The sequence below is a fragment of the Paenibacillus medicaginis genome (assembly GCF_042138635.1).
GTDB lineage: Bacteria > Bacillota > Bacilli > Paenibacillales > Paenibacillaceae > Paenibacillus > Paenibacillus medicaginis.
On record NZ_JBHIRY010000033.1, the window covers coordinates 34,412 to 52,761 of the forward strand.

Annotated in this window: 17 protein-coding genes and 1 pseudogene; 16 read left to right on the plus strand and 2 right to left on the minus strand. The window is 49.9% G+C overall.

The window, feature by feature from the left end; translation table 11 throughout:
- Positions 1-15: 15 nt before the first annotated feature.
- From ACE5LO_RS23405 to ACE5LO_RS23470, 14 genes and pseudogenes are all read left to right on the plus strand, one after another.
- Positions 16-522, plus strand: coding sequence for a hypothetical protein (locus ACE5LO_RS23405; RefSeq protein WP_375522378.1), 507 nt, complete (start codon positions 16-18; stop codon positions 520-522).
- Between the two features lie 15 nt (positions 523-537).
- Positions 538-780, plus strand: coding sequence for a hypothetical protein (locus tag ACE5LO_RS23410; RefSeq protein WP_375522379.1), 243 nt, complete (start codon positions 538-540; stop codon positions 778-780).
- A gap of 42 nt (positions 781-822) precedes the next feature.
- Positions 823-1,248, plus strand: a pseudogene (locus tag ACE5LO_RS23415) (phage holin family protein); the annotation flags it as partial.
- Between the two features lie 347 nt (positions 1,249-1,595).
- A complete protein-coding gene (locus tag ACE5LO_RS27945; RefSeq protein WP_445993913.1) occupies positions 1,596-2,612 on the plus strand; it encodes a phage tail protein in 1,017 nt (338 codons plus the stop codon).
- 197 nt (positions 2,613-2,809) lie between these two features.
- Positions 2,810-3,217 carry a hypothetical protein gene (locus tag ACE5LO_RS23425; RefSeq protein WP_375522380.1) on the plus strand — a complete coding sequence of 136 codons (408 nt, stop codon included), beginning with the start codon at positions 2,810-2,812 and terminating at the stop codon, positions 3,215-3,217.
- Positions 3,218-3,232: 15 nt separating this feature from the next.
- A complete protein-coding gene (locus ACE5LO_RS23430) occupies positions 3,233-3,556 on the plus strand; it encodes a hypothetical protein (RefSeq protein ID WP_375522381.1) in 324 nt (107 codons plus the stop codon).
- Between the two features lie 14 nt (positions 3,557-3,570).
- On the plus strand, positions 3,571-3,708 hold the full coding sequence (locus ACE5LO_RS23435; protein ID WP_375522382.1) for a hypothetical protein: 138 nt from the start codon (positions 3,571-3,573) through the stop codon (positions 3,706-3,708).
- A gap of 311 nt (positions 3,709-4,019) precedes the next feature.
- Positions 4,020-4,901 (plus strand): glycoside hydrolase family 25 protein, encoded by an 882-nt coding sequence (locus ACE5LO_RS23440; RefSeq protein ID WP_375522383.1) that lies wholly within the window; start codon positions 4,020-4,022, stop codon positions 4,899-4,901.
- Between the two features lie 712 nt (positions 4,902-5,613).
- Entirely contained in the window at positions 5,614-7,257 is a 1,644-nt protein-coding gene (locus ACE5LO_RS23445) for an ABC transporter substrate-binding protein (RefSeq protein WP_375522384.1), read from the plus strand.
- 142 nt (positions 7,258-7,399) lie between these two features.
- The gene (locus tag ACE5LO_RS23450; RefSeq protein ID WP_375522385.1) at positions 7,400-8,401 is read left to right on the plus strand and encodes an ABC transporter permease; all 1,002 of its coding nucleotides are present in this window, start codon (positions 7,400-7,402) and stop codon (positions 8,399-8,401) included.
- Positions 8,402-8,653: 252 nt separating this feature from the next.
- Positions 8,654-9,553 carry a nickel transporter permease gene (gene nikC / locus ACE5LO_RS23455; RefSeq protein WP_375522386.1) on the plus strand — a complete coding sequence of 300 codons (900 nt, stop codon included), beginning with the start codon at positions 8,654-8,656 and terminating at the stop codon, positions 9,551-9,553.
- A 96-nt stretch (positions 9,554-9,649) separates the two neighbouring features.
- The gene (locus ACE5LO_RS23460; protein WP_375522387.1) at positions 9,650-11,065 is read left to right on the plus strand and encodes a deoxyguanosinetriphosphate triphosphohydrolase family protein; all 1,416 of its coding nucleotides are present in this window, start codon (positions 9,650-9,652) and stop codon (positions 11,063-11,065) included.
- A gap of 438 nt (positions 11,066-11,503) precedes the next feature.
- Positions 11,504-13,330: a methyl-accepting chemotaxis protein gene (locus ACE5LO_RS23465; RefSeq protein ID WP_375522388.1), complete on the plus strand. Its 1,827-nt coding sequence runs from the start codon at positions 11,504-11,506 to the stop codon at positions 13,328-13,330.
- On the plus strand, positions 13,327-14,289 hold the full coding sequence (locus tag ACE5LO_RS23470; protein WP_375522389.1) for a TRM11 family SAM-dependent methyltransferase: 963 nt from the start codon (positions 13,327-13,329) through the stop codon (positions 14,287-14,289). The genes ACE5LO_RS23465 and ACE5LO_RS23470 overlap by 4 nt, the downstream gene beginning before the upstream one ends.
- Positions 14,290-14,359: 70 nt before the next feature.
- Here ACE5LO_RS23470 and ACE5LO_RS23475 read toward each other — a convergent pair whose 3' ends face one another.
- A complete protein-coding gene (locus ACE5LO_RS23475; protein WP_375522390.1) occupies positions 14,360-15,319 on the minus strand; it encodes a D-2-hydroxyacid dehydrogenase in 960 nt (319 codons plus the stop codon).
- 152 nt (positions 15,320-15,471) lie between these two features.
- On the opposite strand from ACE5LO_RS23475, the gene thpR reads away from it, so the two are divergent.
- Together thpR and ACE5LO_RS23485 are read left to right on the plus strand one after the other, a co-directional pair.
- Positions 15,472-16,065, plus strand: coding sequence for an RNA 2',3'-cyclic phosphodiesterase (gene thpR / locus ACE5LO_RS23480; protein WP_375522391.1), 594 nt, complete (start codon positions 15,472-15,474; stop codon positions 16,063-16,065).
- Between the two features lie 102 nt (positions 16,066-16,167).
- Positions 16,168-16,992, plus strand: a complete 825-nt coding sequence (locus tag ACE5LO_RS23485) for a cell wall hydrolase (RefSeq protein ID WP_375522392.1) — start codon at positions 16,168-16,170, stop codon at positions 16,990-16,992.
- Here ACE5LO_RS23485 and ACE5LO_RS23490 read toward each other — a convergent pair.
- Entirely contained in the window at positions 16,983-18,194 is a 1,212-nt protein-coding gene (locus ACE5LO_RS23490) for an MGDG synthase family glycosyltransferase (RefSeq protein WP_375522393.1), read from the minus strand. The genes ACE5LO_RS23485 and ACE5LO_RS23490 overlap by 10 nt on opposite strands.
- Positions 18,195-18,350: the final 156 nt, after the last annotated feature.

Below are 18,350 nucleotides of genomic sequence, written 5' to 3' on the forward strand. Positions count from 1 at the left end.
GGAGGTGCATAGACCATGAGAGCAGTTCCCAAAATTGATATTAGCGGACTCTTTATCGAGGACGTAATCACTGACGATTCCTTTACTGGGGTTGTCCCTTTTTATGCCGATCAACCAGTGAAGTCGGACTTGACGCCTAAAGAGGAGGCGGAGAGACAACTGGAAGGGGAATCGCAACCTGCCGGGTACATCGTCGGCGTCCCGGTCCCTGTTGGGCTATACAAGCCACGTTTCGATTTCGACGTATGGGAAGCATATCAGGAAAGCATCAGCACCGCTGGGAATGAATACCAAGCAGCATATGCAGATTGGTCCACCTTGCCGGAGAAAGAGCGTGGCGAGGCTCTTGTATATGTTCAGCAAGAGGAGCCAGCATTCTGGATCGAGGGACTAACCCCCGAGGAGATTGCCGAGTTGACCGCTGCGCCGCAACAGGAGCCAAGTGAGACCGAGCAACTGAAACAGCGGATCGCGGATCTGGAATTGGCATTGGCTCAGCTAGTGGCTGGAAAACAAAAATAAAGGAGGCGAGTGTGCTTGTCAGCACTAACTGAAGAACAACTGCGCATTTGCGCACGGGCGTGCATTATCCGTTATGACAAAGGCGAGCAGAATCTGGGTGGAATCATCAGCAGCTATACCATGAACCAAAGGGATGCAAATGCTATTCTCTCGGATATTTATGCCAAGCGTCCCGAACTACGATCTGCAGGAGAGGAGCAATCCGCCCCCGTCAAGGGAAAGTGGTACCACGCTGTTTTTCGTAAAAAGTCGGTATAACCCTATGCACAATAAATCTACAGCAAGAAGGAGGGAGAAGCTATGAATGAACAGACAGCTTTTATGCCTATGGCTCTGTCCACCGGGGGTGTGGTAGATTATCTTTTCGGCGGCTGGACGACGATGCTGACATTGCTGTGGTGGATGGTAATTATCGACTTTTTCACCGGCTGGGCGGCGGCCTGGATCAATGGCGAGCTCAAGAGCCGGTCCGGATATTATGGAGTGTTTCGGAAGGTCACTGTATTTTTGCTTATAACGATTGCTCATTTAATCGACGGTATCCTTGGAGATGAACACTATTTCCGGGATGCGGTCGTTTTCTTTTATCTGGCGAATGAGCTGCTGTCCATTATTGAAAATGTGGGCAGAATGGGCGTGCCGATGCCGGATATTTTGCGCAACGCAGTTGCCATATTCCAATCCAGGTCAGCTGTGAACAAAGGCGGCAAAGGCAATACAGAGCAGGATGAGATTGCGGAAGTGCAAAATGCACACCAGAATGAGAGCGGTGAAGCACAAAGATTTCAAGAAAGCGTTCTGCAGCAGAGTTCTGAGATTAATCAGGATAGCAGCAGGGATCTGCTGCAGAAGATGTTTGTAGACCCGGAAACTGCTCTGAAAGCAAAGGAGCGCATGACTGGCCCGAATGCTCAGGACAATCAAGAGACTGCTGCTCGTTCTAAGGGCCAGATCATGTAGTGATCAGGAAGACTATGGTAGATGACGCTTTTCAAAATGTCTAGGTAAATCGTGTTCTAAATACAGAAGGGACTTCGAGCCCCTTTTATCCAAGCTTATAGGAGGTACTTAATATGGCAAGTGATACGGAACATTTAAAATTGCTTAAAAAAGATCCCCTAACTGATGGCAATGAAACTTTCAACATCCAAACGATGCTGAATGACAATTGGGATAAGTTAGACGATGCAGTAGGAAGCTTGCAAGACGAAATCGCTAATCTGGACCCTGAAATTCCTGAGGGAAGCACTACGCAGAAAGGAATTGTGCAGCTAAGCAGTGCTACGAACAGTACATCGGAGACTTTAGCAGCAACGCCCAAAGCAGTGAAGGCTGCGTATGACTTGGCCGCGTCCAAACTTGACAAGAATACTGCATTCATCGAACTAAGAGATGGGGCAACGACAGCAGGACCTGCATTTATCGATTTCCACAGTGGGGCCAGTGTTACCGATTTCGATTCTCGAATTATCGCTGAGGGAGGCAACGGGAATACTGGGGGCGGCAATTTGTCCCTGCAAGCTAATAATATAATCATGAACGGTAGCACGACTCTGAATGGTTGGACCTCTGTAAAAAACAACATGGATGTTGTACGCGACGGGGGCACTGGTCTGAGGCTTATCGGTTCGACGCATACGTACATTCCGCTTTACCCGAAGGGTCTTGAAGCAGGGCGCAAAGGCTGGTTTGGATTTGGTAACCCAAACACTAATGACATACAGATAGTCAATGAGGCTTCTGATGGACGCGTAATCTTACAAGGAGCTAACGTTGAGTTTGTTGGACCTGTAAATGCAGGTAAGGTTTGGGTAGCAAGAGATCCGGCATACGGTACTGTTGCTGCAATTTCTTTAGCCATCGGGGACAGCGACACTGGCTTTCATTGGCTGCGTGACGGTTACGTCGATATTTACTCTAATGGTCAAGTGCCTGCCAGACTTATAGGCGGCGAAATTGAATTCAAAAACACCAGTGGCAGTTATGAAAATCTAAGACAGGCGATTGATAGGCTAAGGAACAGACATATTATTTCGTCTGCCGCCCCTTCTGGTGGCAATGATGGGGACATCTGGTTTCAATACCAATAAGCAGGGGGGCGCACCGAGTGGCTCTAGGTACTAAAGTTAATGGGGTATGGAAAACGCCGACAAGAGTGTCCGCCAAGGTTGCGGGGAGCTGGCGGAGCGTGCAAAATATCTGGGTTAAAGTGTCGGGAACATGGCGCCCCGTTTGGACCGCTGCCCTAACCATGCGGCAAGGTTCCATATGGGGGAGTAGTTCATACGTGGCCAAGCAAGTGGATCATGTGGAATGTTATGCGTATAACCCGAGTACAGGAGGCGGGGAGGCTGGCGTTGTAACAAGTACATCGGTGAATTTGACGGGTGTTTCAACTGTAACTTTTGTTGTGGCAATTGAGGGATCCAGCGATGTCCAGTCAGATGGTATTTTCATAGCGTCAACTGAGCAGATGGGCGGCGGCGGTACATATAACGCCCGAAAATACCAAGGGAAACTTACTAGCCGGACGTCAATAAATTTGGATGTGTCCGCTTTGTCCGGGTCCTACTATTTACGCGCCCATGCTACCAACAACGCCGGTATAACAAACTGGAAGCGGGTAAGACTGTACAGCATTTTGTTGGATGGCCGGGAAATTTGGAATGGCAGCAATAGCTGGACATACGTTTAATAAGGAGGCACAATCATGGCTGATAACAATTATATGTACGTGCAATACTACAAGGAAACCGGCAACGTGGTGGCCATCACGTCGGCAGAGCTGGCAGCGGCAGAAGGGTATGCGGTCGCCAAGACGGAAAAGTATAAGCCGGGCGACGAGTTCACATACACCATAACTGTGTTGGCTGTAAGTGAAACAGGCGACATCGATTCAGACTTTTCCGTACTGAACAACCCACAGGCAGCTCAGCTTCTGGCCGACAACGCCGCTTTGAAAGCGGAAAACACCGAACTTAAACAAGCCATAGCTGACCTGACTTTGACGCTTGCTGCTGTAATGGCTGAGTAAGGGGGATGAGGACTATGAACTATACAAAAGACAGTGGACTCGTTAAAATCTGGGTCAGTTTGGTGATGACTGGCACATATAAACTTGAACAAGTGCCTAATCTGTACAATCTTAAAACTGTCGTATCAGATGTCATAAACGGAACAGCATAAAGATTCTAAACAACGCCGAGAGGCGTATTTTTAAGATATAAGAAAGTGTAACTTCGGAGGAATTACTTCCTTTGTTCCGGATGCGGCTGACACGCAGCAGCAAAATACCCGTCCCAAAGAAACAAGTACAAGGCCTCAGTAAAATACCGAATGGCCTAATTTTTCGACTCTGTCCGAACAAAAGGATAACAGCCCGTACAAGAAAAGAAGACAAGCATACAATATAGAGCAAGACAATAAACATCCTTGCAAGAGAGATATAAGATCTCCAACAATTCAGATTCTGCGGATGAACGAAGGGGGAGTGTCATATGCAGAATAGTCGCTCTACGAACGCCGAAGGTATTGATGTTTCAAGATATCAGGGCAGTATTAACTGGCGGAAGGTGCGTGCAGACGGTAAGTCTTTTGCTTTCGTCAAAGCGAGCCAGGGGCAAAGCTATGTAGACCCCACATTTGAGGCCAACGTGCAGGGCGCGAAGGAGGCCGGGGTGCTGATCGGTGCGTATCATTTTTTGGACGCGGCGAGTGCCAGCGCTGCCCGGCTGGAAGCGCGTCATTTTTCGGAGGTGCTTGAACGGGTTGGCGGTGCGGCCGCATTGGAGCTTCCGCCGGTGATGGATTATGAAAATAATCCCACCGGGCTCAGCAAATCAGCGATCAACAGTGTCGCCATGGCTTTTCTGACCGAGCTTGAAAAGGTAACTGGTCGCCGGCCGATCATTTATTCAGGTAATTCATTTGCCGCCAATTTTGACGCTTCACTCAGCCTGTACAAGCTGTGGATTGCGCGATACAGTACCAAACCACCATATGACACCCCTGCCTGGAAGCAGTGGGATATCTGGCAATATACGGATAATGGCCGTGTGGACGGTATTGCGGGCGCTGTGGATTTAAATGTATACAACGGCACGGAAGCAGAACTGCGTGAGGAATTTGCAAAAGGCGGAGGAGATGAAGAACCGATGACGAATGAAGAAAAAGCAGCCTTCCAGGCACTGCAGCAGCAGGTAGCGGCACTGCAGGCATCGCACAGCATGCCGGTTCCCGAGTGGGCGAAGGAAGCCGTAGCGGCAGCAGTGGCCTATAACCCGCAGCAGCCGCTTCTGGATGTAAACGGCGCCACAAGCTATGATATGTACCGCCTGATTGTGGTGATGCACCGCATGGGTCTGTTCAATAAAAAATAATAGACAATCAGCCACAGTAGTAAAGAGCACTGGCCTTATAGGGTCGGTGCTCTTTTTTGGTTTAAAGTGCAAGTTCAAAAAGTCAGGTTTTCAGCACCGAGAAGGTTGGATGAAGCTAGGGACTGAGGAGCGGAGCGTACTTGGGGTACGTGAGCACCGGAAGTCCCGGCTGAATTCAAGATTCGATGCCGAGTCCGCTTCCTGATTTACTTCGTGATCAAAAGATGACTTTTTGAACTACCTCTTAAAGAGGAATTCTTGAGTACCCGGCGCTTGAATGCCTTGCATTCCTGCAATTTGTGATTTTATTGACCGTTATCTAATTAGCGGGTTCATAGAACGAATGATATTCCATCTTTTTACTTGTAATAATATTTTACATATAGAAAAATCAAATGCCGTAATATTGTAAAAAATGCTTGTTAAAAACGTCTTCCTGTTGTAAAGTAACCATAAATAACCTCTATGTACATACCACATGACGAGTGAATGTTATTAATTATAACATTAGATAACATCCAATGTTTTTTCTTCTTTGCGAATTTTATCGATTTTTGCCAATGAAATTATTAAACTCTATTTTCTGTTTTAACACTAGTGTTATACTTTTTTTACCAGATATTTTATGTATTTAATTACCAAAAAGTGATTTTTTATTTACTCCGGTAACAACACATTTACAACATAAACACAAATCGAGAGGGGTTTCAGAATGAGTAAAAAAAGATGGTACAGCATGTTTGTTATGATGCTGGCAGCTGTGATTGCTTTGGTCGGCTGCGGAGGAGGATCTGGTGAAAGCGCTGATCCGGCTGCTGAACCACCAGCGGATCAAGGGGATGCGTCCCAAAATAATACGCTGATCTTCGGCCGCGGCGGCGACTCGGTGGCATTGGATCCGTCGATCACGACAGACGGCGAATCTTCGAAGGTCTCGAAGCAGATATTCGATACGCTGCTTGTTTATGAAGAAGGTTCAACTAAGGTCAAGCCTTCACTGGCTGAAAGCTATGAAGTTTCCGCAGATGGCCTCGTCTATACTTTTAAATTAAAAAGCGGTGTGAAATTCCATGATGGTACAGATTTTAATGCTGATGCCGTTGTATTCAACTTCAATCGCTGGTCTGATCCGAACAGCCCGTACAAGTTTGAAGGGGATTCCTTTGATTATTACGATTCCATGTTTGGCTCTCCCGACAACAGAGTCATCAAGGAAGTCAAGGCAGTTGACGATCTGACTGTTCAATTTACACTGAATGCGCCACAAGCGCCGTTCCTGCAAAATATCGCCATGACTTCCTTCAGTATTGGCAGCCCTAAGGCCATCGAAGAGAAGAAAGAGAAATTCAAAAGTGAGCCTGTAGGTACTGGACCATTCAAGTTCGTTGAATGGAAGCGCAATGACTCCATCACGCTGGAGAAGAACCCCGACTACTGGCAAGAGGGATTGCCTAAGCTGGATAAAGTCATCATTCGCTCCATCCCTGATAATACTGCCCGCTTTAACGCGCTGCAGAACAAAGAAATCGATATTATGGAAGACCTGAACGCAGACGATCTGGCCGTGCTGGAAAGCAATCCTGAACTGCAAAAAATCGAGCGTCCTTCCTTCAATGTGGCGTACATCGGCTTCAACGTTAAGAAAAAGCCGTTTGATAACCCGCTCGTTAGACAAGCGCTGAATCATGCGGTGAACAAACAGGCGCTCGTAGATGCCTTCTTCGGAGGCAGCGCAATTCCGGCGAAGAACCCGATGCCGCCAACGCTGTGGGGTTACAACGACAGCATCCAGGATTATGCATACGACCTGGAGAAGGCCAAGTCCTTGCTGGCCGAAGCCGGTTATCCGAACGGCCTGCCTGAAGAAGTGACATTTTATGCGATGCCTGTATCCCGTCCTTATATGCCAGATGGTAAGAAGGTGGCTGAGGCGATCCAGGCGGATTTTGAAAAAATCGGTGTTAAGGTCAACATCCAGTCTCCTGAATGGGCAACTTACCTTGATGACCTCAAGGCTGGTGAGAAAGATGATATGTACATGCTTGGCTGGACCGGTGATAACGGAGACCCTGACAACTTCATTTATACGCTGCTCGACAAAGATACCATTCCGGGCAACAACCGCAGCTTCTATGTAAATGAAGAGCTGCACAAGGTGCTTGTTGGAGCACAGCAGGAGACAGATCAGGATAAACGTGCGGCACTTTATGAGCAGGCGCAAGAAATCATCAAGAAGGATGCTCCTTGGATTCCGCTGGTGCACACCACTCCACTGATGGCAGCCAGAGCGGACCTGAAGGGTTATACGCCTTCGCCAACAGGTACTGAGCCTTACGCAAGCATTTATTTTGAATAAGGTCCAGTGTATGGACTCATTTACAGTATGAAAAATATCAAATATGAGTGAACATCCGGCGGTGTGTTCCGCGGTCGAAAGCTGGCCGTACGGGGCAGCCGCCGCCATGTTCATACCCACAGCAAGCGGGCGGTGAATCGATTTGAGCGCTTACATTATTAAAAGAATAGCTGTACTTATTCCTGTACTGCTTGGCATGACGTTAATCGTATTTTCCATCATTCATGCCATTCCTGGTGATCCTGCGGACACGATTCTGGGGGATAAAGCGACAGAGCAGTCCAAGCAGGCGCTGCGTGAGCAGCTCGGACTGGATAAACCGTGGCTGCAGCAGTATGGAGCCTATTTAGGGGAGCTGTTACGCGGAGATTTGGGAGATTCCATTCGGACCCGCGAGCCGATTGCCCGGGAAATGCTGCCTTATCTGGCGGCTACTCTGGAATTGACGGTAGCTAGTATGCTATTTGCGTTGATCGTAGGTGTTAATGCAGGCATCATCAGTGCCTGGAAGCAAAATTCCTGGTTTGATTATGCCAGTATGGTGATCGCGCTGGTCGGTGTTTCAATGCCGATCTTCTGGCTTGGTCTTATGGAACAGTGGATTTTCGCCAACAAACTGCACTGGCTTCCTTCGATCGGTCGCATGAATTCGCGTGACCCTATCGAAGCGGTAACACATTTGGCCGTGGTGGACGCCATCATTGCCGGACGATGGGACCAGATCTGGACTGTCGTCAAGCATTTGATTTTGCCGAGCATCGCCCTGGGAACGATCCCGATGGCCGTCATTGCAAGAATGACACGCTCCAGCATGCTTGAAGTGATGAATTCCGAGTATATCCGGACGGCCCGCGCCAAAGGGCTTGCCCCATTCCGGGTGGTCTACAAGCATGCACTCAAAAATGCTGCCATCCCGGTGCTCACCGTCATCGGCCTGCAGACAGGCTCCTTGCTCGGCGGTGCGGTGCTGACAGAGACGATCTTCGCATGGCCGGGTGTGGGTCGCTATATTTATGATGCGATCAGCTCTCGAGACTATCCTGTCATTCAGAGCGGTATTCTGATCATTGCATTCTTGTTCGTCGTCATCAACCTTATTGTCGACCTGTTGTATGCCGTGATCGACCGCCGTATACGTTACTAATCGTGTTCAAAAAGTCAGGTTTTCAGCACCGAGAAGGTTGAATGAAGCCAGGGACTGAGGAGCGGAGCGTACATGGGGTACGTGAGCACCGGAAGGCCCGGCTGAATTCAAGATTCGATGTCGAATCCACTCCCTGACTTACTTCGTGATCAAAAGATGACTTTTTGAACTACCTCTACTAATCCATTCGGCATTAACTCACTCTGAATATGGCCGCCACTCTGGTGGAGCAAGGACAGGCAGGAGGAAATTATGAGTCAAATTTCAATGAATACACACAAGGCAAGCATTCCGGCTGCGGAACGGGCATCAGGGCCGTGGCGTGACGCCTGGAAGGCCTTCCGGCGGAACAAGACCGCCGTGGTCGGTCTGTCTATCATTATTATTTTCATTTTGATTGCGATCTTGGCACCATTGCTTTCCACCTATGACTACAAGGAGCAGGTGCTGACGGATCGCCTGCAGGCCCCGTCTGCAGAGCACTGGTTCGGTACGGACGATCTGGGGCGGGATATTTTTACACGGACATTATATGGAGCACGCATTTCACTCTGGGTTGGCTTTTTATCTGTCATAGGGTCTATCATTTTGGGCACGGCGCTTGGCATTCTGGCCGGGTTTTACGGAAAATGGTGGGATATGCTCATCTCCCGTCTGTTCGATATTCTGCTGGCCTTTCCCAGCATATTGCTGGCGATTGCTATCGTCGCCATTCTGGGCCCATCGCTTGAGAATGCCCTTTATGCGATTGCGATCGTCAACGTGCCGACCTACGGTCGCCTTGTGCGCTCCAAGGTGCTCAGTCTGAAGACAGAGGAGTACATTACGGCGGCGCGGGCGATCGGAGTTAAGAACTCACGGATTCTGATCAGGCACATTCTGCCCAACAGCCTGACACCCATCATCGTGCAGGGAACGCTCGGAATCGGTACGGCTATCATTGAAGCGGCCGCGCTGGGTTTTCTGGGCATGGGAGCACAGCCGCCCGAACCGGAATGGGGCAAAATGCTGTCCGATTCCAGACAGTTTATCCAGACGGCACCGTGGACTGTAGTCTTTCCGGGTCTGTCGATCATGCTGACGGTATTAGGCTTCAACCTGCTTGGCGACGGATTAAGGGATGTACTGGATCCGCGCATGAAACCGAAATGAGCCGGCAATTCGCCTTCAGCTACGAATGGACGAGCGACTTTTCCGGCTGGCCAAAAATGTGTATAATCACTCCAACGATGTAGGGAGTGAAGTTGCATGACATGGACGACAAAAAGAGAACACCGCCAGCACCCGGAGCGCATCCGTTCCGATGCCTCCCGGGCGGCTTATGAAAGAGATTACTCACGTTTGATCCATTCGCCGACCTTCCGCAGGCTGCAAGGGAAATCGCAGGTCTTCGGTGCAGGCACTGGTGATTATTACCGGACCCGGCTCACCCACTCGCTGGAGGTGGCGCAGATTGCCCGCGAAGCGGCACGCAGTCTGATTCGGGCATATCCGGATGCGGCTTTCGAACGGGCGGATAATCCCGGGCTAGTTATTGATTCCGAGGTTGTGGAATGTGCAGCCATCGCCCATGATTTCGGGCATCCTCCTTTCGGCCACAAAGGCGAGGAGGTGCTGGACGGCATCCTTGAGCAGCTGGTCAAGCAACGGGCAAGGGAGGCTGCCGACGCGCTTGGGCTTCCTCCCTTGTCGGAGCCAGCTCTGGAGATTCATAAGGCGACACGCCTCAAATATGAGCATTTTGAAGGCAACGCTCACAATTTCCGGCTGATCATGTTTCTGGAGAAGCGGGAGGATATTGACGGTCTGAACCTTTCGGATGCGGTGCTGCTGGGCATTAATAAATATCCTTATCCTGGAACGGTGAACAAGAAGGGCATGTATTTGCATGAATGGCAATATATCGAAGCGATCCGCAGGGATTGGGGAATTCCGGACAGTAAAAAAACGCTGGAGGCGCAGCTGATGGATCTGTGCGACGATATTGCTTATTCTGCGCATGATCTTGAGGATGGCATCAAGGCGGGGAAAATTGAGCTGCATGAGCACTTTTTGCATGATCCTTTATTGAATAAGCTTATAACCGAGAAGATTACAACCCTGGAAGACCCGTTCTGGCAGGGTTGGACCTCCGGGCAGATTGCAAGCAAGGTTGAAACGGTGCTTAAGGAATTTCTCAAGGTGTGGAATGCGAAAATGCCGTTCTGCGAGAACGATTATTCCCGCACCCGGCGCGAGGTCAAGGCGTATTGGGTCAGCCTTTTTGTGAACAGCCTGGGCATTATTGATGACGGAGACTGGAGGAAGGTCACCTTTGTCAATGAAGGCATCGAGGATGAGGAGATGCTCAGGACGGTGAGTGTGCTCAAGAGCTTTGCCTGGGTGACGATGATCCGCGATCTGAGAGTGCAGCGGCTGCAAAAGCGCAGCGAATGGATGCTGAAGCGGTTGTGGCAGGCTTTTGTAGATCCGGAGACTTCGAAATCGATCATTCCGAGCGATTGGCTGCTTCGTTTTGAACGTGATCAGGCTAAGCCGAAGCCCATGTGGACATGGGAGCATATGATCATCGATTATATTGCCGGCATGACGGATGCGTTTGCGGAGAAAGTCTACAATGAATTATACGGATTGAAGGTCGGGTCCATTTATGATCTGGATTAAAAAGGCCCAATTGGAGCGGGTTAATCGACACATTATATTGAAGAGAAAGCAGCAGTCCTGAGGGTGAGGGGCTGCTTTTTTTCGTGTGAACAGCTGGGGGCGACGATTTTTTTGTTTATAGCTGAAGTAGCGGATGGTGCGGATTGATTGAAAGCTACCGTCTTTTGTCAGAGTATTTTCGTGAAAGAAAGTAAAATTTCATGTATAACCGTTAAATTTTCGTAAAAATAACGAAAATTCATCTTTTTTAAGACTAAAGAACTAAAAATAGACTTCCGAACTTCCGAAAAAACAGATATACACGTAATTGTGAAGCCGATCCGTGCTATAGGTAAGCTACACATTTACAGGTATCCAATCCCGGCAGCAACCCACGTCAGGATTTCTTCAAAAGCTAAATATAGAAGAGGAGTAGGATGAAGGGAGATGTCTGAAAAGATGAAAAATCGTAAACTTTTGGACAAACGTGGAGAGCTAAAAAAGAAGCAGGAAGGGAAAAGCCGACTTGGTCCCGAACCGGGCCGGTGGCTGCGGTTTGAAACGTGGTTTGGGGTCAACAAGAGTGTTGGTAAATTTACAGCTCTTATTTTTGCCGGCCTGATTGTCTATCTGCTGATCTTTGGTGTCGTGTCCCTGCAGCAAATGAATAAAATGCAGCAAAATTCGTCTAACATTATAACCAACGTCATGCCCGTGCTGGAGGATATCAACAGCATCCGATATGCCACCGAGCATGTATTAACATTGAGCTTTCGCCATTTCTCCACAGGCGACCCTGGTGAAAAGAGCCTGCTTGAACAAGAGCGCAATGAAATGGTACGGATGGCGGCACAGACCTTCAAGAGGCTGGAGACGCGGCCGCTGACGTCCGGAGAGGCCGAGCATTTGCAGGCGCTTCATGAAAAATGGGATAATTACCTGAAGCTGAACATACAAGCGATCAACCTCAGCAATGATGAGCAGAGTGAGCTGGCGGCAGAGGTTGCATCCAAAGGCACGAACGCTTTTACCGCCATGGAGGGAGATCTGGATTTTCTCGTTTCATTTAATCAGGAGAAGGCTGCGGCGGCAGAAAACGAGATGCGTAACAGCTTTGTCTGGGCGCAGGTGATCACTGGGATTTGTCTTGTTTTGGCTGTTGTCCTGGCTTTTACGGCGAACCGGCAAATTACAAGACGTGTGCTTGCCCCGTTACGGACATTCACTTCCAATGTTAAAGTCATCGCCAAAGGAGATCTGACCGGCGACAATATAATTGCTGTCCATAAGGACGAAATCGGAGAGCTTGCCGATTCAGTGAATCTGATGAAGCGCAACTTTACAGCTATGGTGCAAAGCATCCATGATATTTCAGGGGCGATGAATCAACGAACCGCCGAGCTGGCAGCTTCCGCTGTTGAAGTCAAGGCGGGCAGTGAGCAAATTGCAATTACGGCGGCGGAGCTGGCCAAGGGAGCTGAGGACCAGGCGCTGACGGCGGCTGATTCCGCGGCTTCAGTAGAGCATTTGAATGAGCGGATTGCACAGCATGCACGACATGGGGAGGAGCTGCAGCGCAATTCGGAGCTTGTGCTTCATAAAGGCGGTATCGGCAAAGCTGCGATGGATCAGTCCATCAGCCAAATGTCGGTGATCTCCCGCCTGGTGTCCGATTCTATGGACAAGGTTATGGAGCTTGACCGCAAAAACCGGGACATTGATCGTTTAGTACAGACCATCCGCGAGATCGCACAACAGACCCATTTGCTGTCACTTAATGCTGCGATTGAAGCGGCAAGAGCCGGGGAAAGCGGGCGCGGCTTTGCGGTCGTAGCCAGGGAGGTAAGCAGCCTGTCTGATGCAGTCCGGCAAGCGGTGTCCCAAATTACGGGCATTACTACAGATATACAGAACGATTCGCGTGCAGTCGTAGAATTGCTGCAGGCTGGAGTGCTGCAGACAGAGGAGGGCGACAAGCAGATGAGCATCACCGGCCAAGCATTTACGGATATTAATCAATCGGTGGCTTCCATGGTAGAAGTCATCGCGGAGGTCTCGTCCAATCTGCAGAGTATGCAGGAGGCAAGCGAGCAGATGAACGAGCAGAGTCAAAATATTTCCGCCGTTTCCCAGCAGGCTGCCGCAGGGGCTGAACAGACGTCAGCGTCGGTGCAGCAGCAGGTGTCCAACGTTGAAACGGTTACGGAGGGCATTCACTCATTGAAGGAGCTGTCTGATATTTTGCTGGAATCGGTATCCCAATTCGAGATTCGGAAGACATCATGAACAGCGGAAGCATCAAGAAATTTCGGCACATTTACGTGTATGCATGCCATGAGACCGAAAGAGAGCTATGTGAGCTGGAAATGCTGCGCTTGTTCGATACCCGGCCCGTTACATCCGCACTTGTTGCGGCCTGCCGTCTGATTAATCCGGATGTTAGTCCGTTTATCCGCCTCAGACTGGATGTGCTTGGGGCGGCGGCCGACCTGGACGAACTGGCAGCTTTCGCTTCCGAGTTGATCGTAGATGAAGGAACCACCTTTAAAGTAACTTTTATCAAAGAAGGAGACGGCGCGGAGGATTATACAAGACAGAGAGAGATCGAACGGGAAATCGGTTGGCGCATCCGGGGACGAGCTATAATGAAGGAACCCGACCAGGTCTTTGGCATCATTCGCTTGCAAGGGCGATGGCTGCTGGGCCGATGTGTGTACAGCGATCGTTCCTGGCTGCAGCGCAGGCATAAGCCGCAAAATTATTCCACAGGTCTCCCCGTGCTGGCGGCTAAAGTACTTGTGAATCTGGCTGCTCCCTATCCTGAGGGCAGGAAGCTGATCGACCCCTGTTGCGGTATGGGCAATGTGGTGATCGAAGGGCTGATGAACGGAATCCACATTTACGGCAATGACATGAATCCGCTGGCTGTCCAGGGAGCACGGGTGAATCTGCGCCACTATGGCTTGCCGGAAGAGCTGGTCACGCTTGGTGATATGAATCTGCTGGAAGGGCGCTATGATGCCGCCATCCTGGATATGCCCTACAATCTTTGTTCGGTTTTGTCACAGCCGGAGCGGGATCGGATGCTGACGAGCCTTAGAAGATTTGCCGTAGCAGCTGTCATCGTAAGCATTGAACCGATCCGTGATGCACTGCTGGCCGCAGGCTGGCAGATTGAAGCGGAATGCAGGTTATATAAAGGTGAGCGCGGCGGTATGGTAAGAGAGATCTATATTTGCAAATAGAATAGAAAACTTCATATGAAGAGGGAGCCACCCCATAAGCAGTTTACTTTGCAGCGGGGTGGTTCCTTTTTTAATATTTTATTTTGTAATCTACCAAATTGCGCGGAAGCTCGCGTCCGGCTGTGTAAGCCTTCAGATTTTCCAGAAAAATATCAAAAACGCGCTCATCATAACGTTCCGTATCTCCTGCAATATGCGGAGTAATCAGCACGTTGTCCATTGTCCATAGGGGATGACCGGCAGGGAGAGGTTCTTCTTCAAAGACATCAAGGCCTGCGAAACGGATCTGTCCATTCTGCAAAGCCTGTATCAAGGCGCTTGTTTTGACCGTTGGGCCTCGACCGACGTTCACAAAAAACATGCCCGGCTTGAAAGCGGCGAACACCTTTTCATCAAAAATATGCAGTGTCTCGTCCGTCAGCGGCAGAAGGTTCACGACAATATCTGCCTCCGCCACGGCCTCCTGCAAACCGCCCATGGTATACATTTTATGGACATGGGGGACGTCCCTGCCGGAGCGGCGCATTCCCGTAACCTTCAGGCCGAAGGCTTTGGCAATGCGAGCGGTCTCGGAACCGATTTCGCCGACACCGGCAATCAGCATCGTCTTTCCGTGCAGCTCCCCAAGCGTGTTGAGTTCAGTTTTTTTCCAGACCTGTTGAAGCTGCTGCTTCCCGGCGGTATGCATATAGCGTGTGTGGGAGAGCAGAAATCCGAAGATCATTTCCGTAATCGGGATAGCGTGAACGCCGCTGGCGTTCGTTAACATAATATTTTTGTCTTCCAGCAGTTCCAGCGGCAGCATATCTACGCCTGCTGATCTGGTCTGAACCCAACGCAGGGGGCTTTCCGGATCAAGCGCGGCTTCTTCATAGCCTTTGGGCCAGCCCAGCAAAATTTCAGCCTGCCGGATGACGTGGGGGTCGATTTCCTTGCCTGTTTCCTGGATAATCTCATAACCTGGAGCCGTTTCCCGGATAAGAGATTCCTGTTCGGGCGACAGGACTTGCAGACTAACCATTTTGCCCATTAATCATTACCTCCCGAGTGAACTGTTTACATTCAAAGTGTGATACAAAAATTATAGCACACATGTTCGTTTTTTTGAAAGGAAATGTGTGTATCACCGAGCTTTGTGGAATGATGAATCATATCGATTTTTTTAAAAGGAGATCACATAACATGTCTAAATCAGGAAAAGAAGGCACTGGAAGCGAGCGGTTGTTTACAGCCATTCGGCTCCCCCATCATCTTCAGGAGCAGGTAAAAGTTTGGCGGGATGACATAAAGAGGCAGCTGTCTTTCCGTACATGGACCGATCCGCGCGATTATCATATTACTCTTCAATTTATGGGTGATGTGGATACAAACACCATACCGTCCGTGATCGAGGCGTTGAAAGAGGCGGCAGCAAAAAGCGGGCCTTTTCAGCTTCGTCTGGGTGGAGCAGGAACCTTTGGGAGACCAGCTTCTCCAAAGGTGCTGTGGAGAGGAGTGGAGGGGGAGCGGGATAAACTCGGATTGCTGCAGCAAACCGTAGCAGATCACACGCTGCCGCTTGGTTTCAGGCCGGAAGAGAGGCCGTACAGCCCGCATATTACCATCGCGAGATCCTACATCGGTTCCGAACCTGTACAGCCCCTCCCGAACATTGAAAATGATGGAAGCGACGCATCGTGGATCGCCACGGATTTTGTACTTTTTGCAACAAAATTTGGCCGAAAACCGATGTATGAGGTTCTGCAAACATTCCCGTTTCCATATTCCTACCCTTGAAATTGGTGTCAACTTAGTGATAATATTGTGCAGCATTATTCAAAAGGTCGATTTTAGGTTACATCACTGAAAAAAATGTGCCTGAATCACGGGAGGAACAAGATGGAAATCATAAAAGAGCATCGCTGGATCGCACCTCTGATGAGTGTGCTTATGGTATGTATATTGGGGATCAGTTTGATGGTGGAAAGCCAGAATACCAAAACGGGAAACACTGCAAATACATCCGGTTCACAGCAGTGGACGGCTGCTGCCGGTACGGAGCAGGGACAAAACAGGATTAGGCCCAAGCATATTGTGGATCACGGCTCGTCCATGAATGATATGCACAGCTTGAAAGGTGTCATGCCCACTCTTCTGCTGCAAGTGCAGGCGGAAAAGGCGGTACTGGACGCAAAAGGAGTACAAGCTGAGAAGAAAGCCAGCCCTGCTGCAAAACAGGCGGCTACAGCCGTCAGCAAAGCTAAAATCCAATCCCAATCCCCTCCTAAAAAACTCTTCTTTACGCGGACTGCAATGTTGACCCAGGCGGACCAGGCCAAGGCAACATGGAGTTACAGCATCACCGCGCGAGAAGTGCTTCTGCTGCAAAAGATCGTCATGGCAGAAGCAGAAGGTGAACCGTACGAAGGCAAAGTGGCAGTTGCCAACGTTGTCTTAAACCGGCTGCGGTCAGCCAATTTCCCTGATACCATACGAGAAGTCATCTATCAAAAAGCCCAATTCAGCCCGGTAGCGAACGGGCGTCTTGACCGTGTCCGTCCGAACGCTGAAGCTGTGAAAGCAGTCAACGAAGCGCTTGAAGGGCACAAAGCTGTTCCGGATCATACTTATTATTTTCTGTCCCTGACTTTAGCGGATGATCTTACGGTTCATCACTCACGCACCAAAGTCAAAACAATAGGCAATCATACGTTTTATAAATGAGCTGACCATTGCTCCGTATCGGACCAAAAAAGTCCGCGCCTGTCCTGAACAGCGGCTGATTCTGCCGTCAAACGGAAGACGGTTGCCGGACAGCATAACGAATCGTATCTGAAGTCCATGTCGTATCTGAAGTCCATGGCGGCCGACTGCATAGTGTAACGAGCATTGCTATTATTTTCATGAATATTCTGTATTGCATTACGCAGACTTAGCATCAGTTGGACAGGACCGGCCACCGTTTTGGCGAAGCCGTTTTTCTCAAAATATCCGCAATTCTCTTCTTCCTGACCGGGAAGCAAGGACGCGAACAGCATCGGGAGCCTTTTGGCCATCGCCTCCGTGCAGGTCATACCGCCCGGTTTTGTGATCAGCAGGTCGGATGCATCCATCAATGCGCTGATTTCACGGGTAAAGCCAAGCACGTGAATATGCGGATGCCGGAATGCCGGAGTTGCTGCAAGCTTGGCAAGCAGCTTGTCATTGCTGCCTGTACACACAATGACCTGAAGCTGATCCGCCATGCGGACAAGCACGTTCATCATGCTCTCTTCAAGCGGAATGCCCCAGCCTCCGCCCATGACAAGAACTGTAGGCATATCGCGGAAGCCAAACCGCGCCCGGGCTGCGGACTTGTCGCCGCAATCCCAGAAATCGGGATGCACGGGAATGCCTGTGACGGATATACGGCTGCTCTCCACACCTCTGGTCAGGAGCTTTTTCCCGGTTTCAGGTGAAGGAACCAGGTATTGATTCACCTCCTGACTGACCCAGGCTCCGTGGACATCATAGTCCGTAATCAGGGTGTAGAGAGGGATGTCCAGGCCGAGCTTTTTCAGCCGGGCCACAACTGCGCTGGGGAACGGGTGGGTGCAGACAATCGCATCCGGCTCCCAGCCGCCGATCACTCTTAGAGCTCTGGTGTAAAAAAGCTTATGCAAAACGATGCGGGCCAGTTCGTTCAGCTGCTTGTGATACTGCCTGCGGTACAGCATGCCAATCATCTTCGGCTGTTTGTATATCGTTTTGCGGTAGGCGGAGAAGATGACCGGTGCTATTTTAGGATTCAGCATCGTACCGAGCTCCATCACCTGCGTGCAGACACCCGGATACAATCGGTGCAGGCCGTCGGCGAGAGCGGTGGCGGCACGGGTATGGCCCGTGCCGAAGCCCTCGGACAAAATCAGGAATTTTTTGGGTAACATGAAAGCACCTACTTTATTGGATCATTTGAAGGAATAAAACGGGTTGCTCACTATTGATAAAATATGAAATTCTTCTGGAATTCATAACCGCGCATGGACACACGCGACTTTAGCCGTGTGAGGAATTGCGCTCGGCATAAGGGCTACCATGGGTAG

Coding starts and splice junctions, on each gene's coding strand:
- nikC (WP_375522386.1), top strand. CDS start 8,654: ATGAGTCAAATTTCAATGAATACACACAAGGCAAGCATTCCGGCTGCG.
- ACE5LO_RS23445 (WP_375522384.1), top strand. CDS start 5,614: ATGAGTAAAAAAAGATGGTACAGCATGTTTGTTATGATGCTGGCAGCT.
- ACE5LO_RS27945 (WP_445993913.1), top strand. CDS start 1,596: ATGGCAAGTGATACGGAACATTTAAAATTGCTTAAAAAAGATCCCCTA.
- ACE5LO_RS23435 (WP_375522382.1), top strand. CDS start 3,571: ATGAACTATACAAAAGACAGTGGACTCGTTAAAATCTGGGTCAGTTTG.
- ACE5LO_RS23485 (WP_375522392.1), top strand. CDS start 16,168: ATGGAAATCATAAAAGAGCATCGCTGGATCGCACCTCTGATGAGTGTG.
- ACE5LO_RS23430 (WP_375522381.1), top strand. CDS start 3,233: ATGGCTGATAACAATTATATGTACGTGCAATACTACAAGGAAACCGGC.
- ACE5LO_RS23405 (WP_375522378.1), top strand. CDS start 16: ATGAGAGCAGTTCCCAAAATTGATATTAGCGGACTCTTTATCGAGGAC.
- ACE5LO_RS23440 (WP_375522383.1), top strand. CDS start 4,020: ATGCAGAATAGTCGCTCTACGAACGCCGAAGGTATTGATGTTTCAAGA.
- ACE5LO_RS23470 (WP_375522389.1), top strand. CDS start 13,327: ATGAACAGCGGAAGCATCAAGAAATTTCGGCACATTTACGTGTATGCA.
- ACE5LO_RS23465 (WP_375522388.1), top strand. CDS start 11,504: ATGAAAAATCGTAAACTTTTGGACAAACGTGGAGAGCTAAAAAAGAAG.
- ACE5LO_RS23460 (WP_375522387.1), top strand. CDS start 9,650: ATGACATGGACGACAAAAAGAGAACACCGCCAGCACCCGGAGCGCATC.
- thpR (WP_375522391.1), top strand. CDS start 15,472: ATGTCTAAATCAGGAAAAGAAGGCACTGGAAGCGAGCGGTTGTTTACA.
- ACE5LO_RS23490 (WP_375522393.1), bottom strand. CDS start 18,194: ATGTTACCCAAAAAATTCCTGATTTTGTCCGAGGGCTTCGGCACGGGC.
- ACE5LO_RS23475 (WP_375522390.1), bottom strand. CDS start 15,319: ATGGGCAAAATGGTTAGTCTGCAAGTCCTGTCGCCCGAACAGGAATCT.